The sequence below is a fragment of the Collinsella sp. AF18-8LB genome (genome assembly GCF_003459795.1).
GTDB lineage: Bacteria > Actinomycetota > Coriobacteriia > Coriobacteriales > Coriobacteriaceae > Collinsella.
The window spans coordinates 1-6,226 of record NZ_QRWU01000018.1 but is presented as its reverse complement, the minus strand read 5'-3'; the positions used below and the strand labels follow the sequence as shown (position 1 = coordinate 6,226).

At 54.8% G+C, this 6,226-nt stretch carries 5 protein-coding genes and 1 pseudogene; 2 read left to right on the top strand and 4 right to left on the bottom strand.

Going from position 1 to position 6,226, the window contains the following annotated elements; translation table 11 throughout:
• From DWX25_RS09340 to DWX25_RS09325, 4 genes and pseudogenes are all read right to left on the bottom strand, one after another.
• Nucleotides 1-104 (bottom strand): annotated as a pseudogene (locus DWX25_RS09340) (carbamate kinase); the annotation flags it as partial.
• A 23-nt stretch (nt 105-127) separates the two neighbouring features.
• On the bottom strand, nt 128-1,135 hold the full coding sequence (argF, locus tag DWX25_RS09335) for an ornithine carbamoyltransferase (protein WP_117584179.1): 1,008 nt from the start codon (nt 1,133-1,135) through the stop codon (nt 128-130).
• Nucleotides 1,136-1,221: 86 nt separating this feature from the next.
• Nucleotides 1,222-2,466, bottom strand: a complete 1,245-nt coding sequence (locus tag DWX25_RS09330) for an arginine deiminase family protein (RefSeq protein WP_117648555.1) — start codon at nt 2,464-2,466, stop codon at nt 1,222-1,224.
• 42 nt (nt 2,467-2,508) lie between these two features.
• A complete protein-coding gene (locus DWX25_RS09325; RefSeq protein WP_199412350.1) occupies nt 2,509-3,945 on the bottom strand; it encodes a YfcC family protein in 1,437 nt (478 codons plus the stop codon).
• A 277-nt stretch (nt 3,946-4,222) separates the two neighbouring features.
• Here DWX25_RS09325 and DWX25_RS09320 point away from each other — a divergent pair, with 277 nt between their 5' ends.
• Together DWX25_RS09320 and DWX25_RS09830 are read left to right on the top strand one after the other, a co-directional pair.
• A complete protein-coding gene (locus DWX25_RS09320; protein ID WP_158557601.1) occupies nt 4,223-5,473 on the top strand; it encodes an arginine deiminase family protein in 1,251 nt (416 codons plus the stop codon).
• A gap of 1 nt (nt 5,474) precedes the next feature.
• Nucleotides 5,475-6,125, top strand: coding sequence for a LexA family transcriptional regulator (locus tag DWX25_RS09830; RefSeq protein WP_117799420.1), 651 nt, complete (start codon nt 5,475-5,477; stop codon nt 6,123-6,125).
• Nucleotides 6,126-6,226 lie beyond the last annotated feature (101 nt).

Below are 6,226 nucleotides of genomic sequence, written 5' to 3'. Positions count from 1 at the left end.
GCGGTGTTGCTCACGGCCTCGATCTGCTCGACGGGGTTGTTGCCGAGGGCGTTGCCGCCGAGGGCGACGACGATGCGGTCGGGCTTACCGTACGGTTTACTCATAGTGTTCGTTCACTTCCCAGCTACTAGCGAAGCGTCGCGTACATCATGGCCTTAATGGTATGCATGCGGTTCTCGGCCTCCTGGAACACACGAGACTGCGCGCTCTCAAAGACCTCATCGGAAACCTCCATCTCGGTCACGCCGAACTTCTCGGCAATCTCGGCGCCGATGGTGGTCTGCGTATCGTGGAAGCTCGGCAGGCAGTGCATAAAGATGGCGCCGGGGTTTGCCTTGGCCATGACCTCGGGCGTTACTCGATAGGGAGAGAGAAGATCGATTCGGCTCTTCCACAGCTCCTCAGCCTGGCCCATACCGACCCAAACGTCCGTATAGATCACGTCTGCATCCTTGACGCCCTCGTCGATATCCTCAGTGAGCTGGATCGTGCAGCCATTCTGAGCGGCGATCTCCTGGCAGCGCTCAAGAAGCTCGGGATCGAAGTGCGTGGCGCCCTCGACATCGCCCTTGGGTCCGCAGGAGCAGAAGTTAATGCCGAGCTTGGCGCAGATAACCATCAGGGAGTCGCTGACGTTGCCCTGCTCCTTGCCCATGTAAGTGAGCTTCATGCCGCGCGTGTCGCCGAACTCCTCACGCATGGTGAGAATGTCGGCAAGGGCCTGGGTGGGATGGTACTCGTTGGTCAGACCGTTCCAGACGGGAACGCCAGCCTTGGCGGCAAGCTCCTCGACGATCGACTGGTCGGAGCCGCGATACTCAATACCGTCATACATGCGACCGAGCACGCGGGCGGTATCCTCGATGGACTCTTTCTTGCCCATCTGCGACGAGCCGGGGTCGAGGTAGGTCACGCCCATACCCAGGTCCATACCGCCGACCTCGAAGGCACAGCGCGTGCGCGTGGAGGTCTTCTCAAACAGCAGGACAATGTTCTTGCCCTCGAGAAAGCGGTGTGGATAACCGGCGCGCTTCATATCCTTGAAGTTCTTTGAGAGGTCGAGCATGTACTCGATTTCCTCGGACGTAAAGTCAAGCAGGGTAAGAACGCTTCGACCAGAAAGATTAAGAGCCATGATTTGAGTCCTTTCGGTTGTTGGAACACACAAGGAGGGATGGGCGGCGCAGACGCACACGCGCCGCCCAGATACGCTAACGCTGACTAGATTTCCTCACGCCAGAACGGCATGGTCATGCAGCGCGGGCCGCCGCGACCGCGAGAAAGCTCCTCGGAGGGGGCGACGAGCAGCTCGACGCCGGCCTTGTAAAGAGCATCGTTGGTGACAACGTTGCGCTCATACACGCAGACCTTGCCCGGTGCGACCGCAAGAGTGTTGGAACCATCGTTCCACTGCTCACGGGAAGCCTCGATCGGATCGCCGCCACCGCACTCAATCATGGTGATATGGTCCATACCCGTCGCAAGCTCGAGGATATGCTGCAGGGTGCCCTCGAGTTCCTCGATATGCACCTCCCCCTCCGAATCGCCCTTGGTCAGGCGGTAGGCACGAAGCGTCTGGTAGATGCCGGGATAGACCGTGAACTTATCGCGATCGACCTGCGTGCAGACGGTGTCGAGGTGCATGTAGGCATAGCCGTGCGGAATCTTGATGGCATAGATGTTCTCGATCTCGGCCTCATCGGAACCCCAGAACATATTTTTGGCGAGCTCATCGATGGCTGCAGTCTGGGTGCGCTCGGAAATACCGATGGCGAGCGTCTTGGCGTTGATGTTGAGGATATCGCCGCCCTCGATATGCCACTCGCTGTTGTGGTCGTACCAAATGGGGCTACCGGCGTAATCAGGATGGTTACGCAGCACCGTTTCGTAGAAGATTACTTCGCGATTGCGCTGATTCCAGTACATGCGGTTCATGGTAGCGCCCTTGCCCACGACAGCCAGAGGGTCACGGGAGAAATACGAGGCCGGCATGGGGAACAGCACCATATCGTCAGCCTTCAACTCCTCGCCGTCCATACTGGCAAGAGAACCGCCAACCTTGGGGATCTCGAGGTCGCGAACGTAGAGGCCGCCCATGGCAGCAAGGACAAACTCCTTGTTGTCCTTAATCGAATCAAGCTTCTCGACAACGGCCTGGCGAAGGGCCGCGTTGGAGATGCCGGACTCACCCATGAACTTCGTCATGAACTCTGCGCGAGTGCCCTCGACTTTGTCAAACGTCTCAGCGAGCAGCTCTTCCATATAGACGACCTCGGCGCCAGCGCCGCGAAGAAGGTCGGTAAACTGATCGTGCTCTTTCTGGGCATAGTCCAGATAGAACGCGTCGTGAATCCAAACGCGGTCGAAATCCTCCGCCTTCATGTTTACAAGATCCATACCGGGGCGATGGACGCACACCTTCTTGAGGGCGCCAATCTCGCTATGAACGTTCAGTCCTTTGTTCATCTCTATCCTTCTTTCTCACAACTTGTATGTGGGGTTTTGCATTTACGGCAGGGGGATAAGACCCGAAACCGCAGTGAATGCCATGCAGATAACGCTTACGACCAGGAAGAATTTCAAAGCGACCTTCCACCACTGGCCTAGCGGAATCTTGCAGACGCCAAGACCGGCAACGAGCATCGCGCTTGTTGGCGAAATGAGAGACATGGCCGCGCTACCCATGGAAAGACCAGTAACTGCGGCCTCGGGGTTTAAGCCCATCAGCTCAACAAGCGGGCCGAAAATGGGAATCGTAAGAGCAGCGATGCCTGAGGAGCTCGGAACGAGGATCGACAGAAGGTTATCCACGACATAGAGGATGCTCGTGAAGATAACTGCCGGAACTCCGGAGAGAGCCGTGGCGAGCGTGTTGAGAATCGTATCGATGATGAGGCCGTCATTGGCGATTACGAGGATTCCGCGGGCGAGGCCAACAACGATGGCAGAGAACGCGAAGTCTGCAATTCCCTTAACGAACTCGCCAGCGATCTCCTTCTCATTCATCCCGGAAACAACACCCGAAAGAAGAGCCATGGCCAAGAAAATCGCAGAGATCTCGTTCATGTACCAGCCCTGGGTTACCAGACCCCAAATGATAGCGCCAAGTCCAAGCACGAAAATAACCATGACGGCTTTTTGCCTAGCGGTGAACTCGCTATCGAGGAGATTCTCGTCCGCGCCAAACTCTTTGCGCTTCTCGATATCATCGTGGAAAGCTGGGGATGTCTCGGGATTCTTCTTAACCTTGAGGGCATACATCACAACCCATGCGATGGCAACTGCAGTGAGCACGACAAGGGCGATAGTACGCAACCAAAGCTGGGGGTTGCCCTGGATACCGAGGATACCCTGGGAAATCAGGACGTTGAACGGGTTAACGGTAGATGCGATGTATCCGATACGGGCACCCACAAACACCGTCATGAACGCTGTAATTGAGTCGAAGCCCATGGCCATCATGATCGGCATAAGAATCGCAAAGAACGGAAGCGTCTCCTCTGCCATACCAAAGGTGCTGCCGCCCAAGGCAAAAAGCACCATTAGGATCGGAATGATGAGGACGTCCTTGCTCTTGAACTTCTTCACCACTCGGGCGACGCCGCTCGTGATGGCTCCGGTCGCCGTGATGACCTGGAAGGAACCTCCCACGATCATAATGAATGCAACGACCTCGACCGCTTGCTGGATGCCGATCGCAGGGGCCTCAAGTACTTCGAAGATGCCTTGGCGAAGATCGACCTCGTTGCCGTCCTCGTCCGTATAGACCTTATCGACAGGCTCATAGGTGCCCGAGACTGTTACCTCGCGACCGTTAACCTCCTGGCGCTCAAACGAACCCGAAGGCACGACCCAGGTCAGAACGGCAAATACGGCCATCAAGACGAGAATGATGGTGTACACGTGCGGGACTCGAAGAGTGCGCTTCTTTTCTGTCTCTGCCATCTCTCCTCCTTAATTCAGGGGTTTTTCGTTGCCGGCAAAGCCATTGTGTCATCGCGCAAAACATCCTTCCGTCTCTTCGCCCGTCAACGAAGCGCATCGACCCGTAAACGGATTCCAGATTGATGTAATTCGTCAATTGTCTCTTTAAATAGATGTTTAACATCAATTACTAGCCTTGTTCATGCCATTCTCCTGTGACAAATATGATGTAAATTGAATCAATCTCGTAATGTGCCACTATGGAAGCAATCAATACTCATCGCCAAAGCGAGGTCTTATGTCCGCACTACATGTTCAAAACGAAATAGGAAAGCTAAAAAAGGCCCTCCTGCACTGCCCCGGCTCCGAAACGCGCAATTACCCCGACGGGCAGTTCAATCAAGTCTTTACGCTACGCCCGTCTAGCAGCTCATTCGATCTTGAAAAGGCTCTCAAGGAGCATCATGCTTACTCGACGATGCTCGAGCGCGAAGGAGTAGAGATTCTCTATCTTGAAAACCTTCTTACCGAAGCCCTTGATGCGACAGACCAAGCGCGTCGCTCCTTTATCGATAGCTTCATTAGAGAATGCGGCGCGTGCGGCATTGAGCTCGAGTCCGCTATTCGCGATTACCTCGAGCACATCGAGGGCTCCCGCGCTCTGGCCCAAGCGGCCGTCAACGGCATCCGTTATTCCCAGGTCTTCGATACGGATAAGGAGATATTCAGCCTCGCAAAACTGACGGGAGATGCATACTCGCCCGACGACCTTCTCGTAAGCCCCCTTAACACCATGTGGTTCACACGCGACCCGGCGAGCGTCATCGGCGAAGGCGTCACACTCAACCATATGTACTGGCCGGAGCGCAACCGTGAGGTTATCGCCTACAAAACGATTTTTACATATCACCCAGATTTCCGCGAGGCTCCTCAGTTCTTCAAGCATGAATCGACTTACCACTTTGAAGGCGGCGACCTGCACAACCTCAACTGCGAAAACGTAGCCGTTGGAATCTCCCAACGAACCGAGCCAGCGGCGATAGACACCCTAGCAAATAACTTGCTCTGGGATGAGAACTCTGCTATTGAGTCCGTATGGGCCATACAGGTCCCCTACGATGACCTCTGTATCCATCTCGACACATATTTCGCTCGCGTTGGCTACGAGACATTCCTCGTTGACCGTGAGCTTCTCGATCAAGCACGGGTCTACCGCATTACACGGGGCAGATCGGAAAGGACAACCCGGGCGCGTCATGTCGAAGGCGGTCTGAAAGAAGCGCTGAGATTAGCTCTGGGCTCAAATTCGTTGCAATTTATCTTTTGCGGTGGCTCAAATCCCGGAGCAGCAGAGGTCGAAAGGTCCAACAATGCCACAAGCACCCTTTGTTTGGAGCCCGGCAAGGTCTGCGTATACGAAGAAAACGTCAAAACCAACAAAGCGCTGGAGCAGGCAGGTATTGAACTTGTTCCCATCTCTATCTTCGAGCTGACAAACGGCTTTGGCGGTCCCAACTGCCTCTGCCTTCCCCTCGTCCGCACTTCATAAAATGGGAACGGGTCAAAACATAAAGGCGCTTCGCAAGCGCGATCAGCTAACACAGGAGGAGCTCGCGACACTCGTCGGCGTCTCCAAAGAAACGGTATGCCGCTGGGAAAAGGATCGTTATGCAATCCGCCGCTCAACGTTGCTCAAGATAGTATCGACATTTAACCTGCAGCTCGACGACCTCACATCTGAAACCGCAGGGCTTGCCGCAAAGCTCGACCACGAGGGGCGGAAGGGGGAATCCAAAGAAGTTACTACTGATTCCCTTTGCGATGTATTTAAAATCCAGATGACAGGAGGCAGAACGGGACTTAAACAAACCGGAACAACCGCGCTTCCCTCATCCGTATTCAAGAAACATCGCGAGTGCTTCTTTGTTCAAATGGACACATCCGCCATGTCCAAATGCTACCCGATTGGATCCCTTCTCCTCGTGGATCCCAGCCTAAAACCCTGGAACGGATGCTCCGTCCTCGCCTTGGCCGATAATTCGAGAATCGTCATACGGCGTTATAGCACCGGCACGAATACCGTGATGCTCTCATCCCACTCATATCGCACAGCGGAACCGGATATCGTGCTGGACAAACGCCGAATTAGGATTCTGGGAGTCATCGTTTGGTTTCAGGCGTCTCATGATCTGAGCGTCTAATCAAATTTGATCTTGTTTACCTCCCTCATATGCTCACAACTCAATAGCAAAAGCCCCGCAGTCGGAGCGGACTGCGGGGCTCATGAAGAGAGGTGGTTTGT

Excerpts from the sequence above, each read along its gene's own strand:
- argF (WP_117584179.1), bottom strand. The coding sequence starts at position 1,135 with ATGGCTCTTAATCTTTCTGGTCGAAGCGTTCTTACCCTGCTTGACTTT.
- DWX25_RS09330 (WP_117648555.1), bottom strand. The coding sequence starts at position 2,466 with ATGAACAAAGGACTGAACGTTCATAGCGAGATTGGCGCCCTCAAGAAG.
- DWX25_RS09325 (WP_199412350.1), bottom strand. The coding sequence starts at position 3,945 with ATGGCAGAGACAGAAAAGAAGCGCACTCTTCGAGTCCCGCACGTGTAC.
- DWX25_RS09320 (WP_158557601.1), top strand. The coding sequence starts at position 4,223 with ATGTCCGCACTACATGTTCAAAACGAAATAGGAAAGCTAAAAAAGGCC.
- DWX25_RS09830 (WP_117799420.1), top strand. The coding sequence starts at position 5,475 with ATGGGAACGGGTCAAAACATAAAGGCGCTTCGCAAGCGCGATCAGCTA.